This is a genomic window from Sinorhizobium sp. NG07B (genome assembly GCF_002532005.1).
Lineage (GTDB): Bacteria > Pseudomonadota > Alphaproteobacteria > Rhizobiales > Rhizobiaceae > Sinorhizobium > Sinorhizobium fredii_C.
Genome location: NZ_NWTD01000055.1, coordinates 1 through 526, shown reverse-complemented (window position 1 = coordinate 526; position 526 = coordinate 1). Strand labels below are relative to the sequence as shown.

Here is a 526-nt window from a genome sequence, read left to right as displayed (position 1 = left end):
GTGGAGGATATCACATGATCATCGAGCATTCCGCGGAGGTCCGCGGCAAGACACCCTTTTACCGCCATCTCTATGTCCAGGTTCTGGCGGCGATCGCCGCGGGCATCCTGCTCGGCCATTTCTATCCCGAGCTCGGCACTGAGCTGAAGCCGCTCGGCGACGCCTTCATCAAGCTCGTTAAAATGATCATCGCGCCGGTGATCTTCCTGACTGTCGCGACCGGCATTGCGGGGATGACCGATCTCGCCAAGGTCGGCCGCGTCGCCGGCAAGGCAATGATCTACTTCCTGACCTTCTCCACGCTTGCGCTCGTCGTCGGCCTCATCGTCGCCAATGTCGTGCAGCCGGGTGCGGGCATGCATATCGACCCGGCCTCGCTCGACGCGAAGGCGGTCGCTTCCTATGCAGCGAAGGCGCATGAGCAGTCGATCACCGGCTTCCTGATGAACATCATCCCGACGACGCTGGTCGGCGCCTTTGCCGAGGGCGACATCCTGCAGGTGCTGTTCATCTCGGTGCTCTTCGG

At 62.0% G+C, this 526-nt stretch carries 1 protein-coding gene; it reads left to right on the top strand.

Translation table 11 applies throughout. The features are described from left to right. Nucleotides 1–14 precede the first annotated feature (14 nt). The coding region (locus CO664_RS30050) for a cation:dicarboxylase symporter family transporter (RefSeq protein WP_141471840.1) at nucleotides 15–526 on the top strand (512 nt) is incomplete at its 3' end.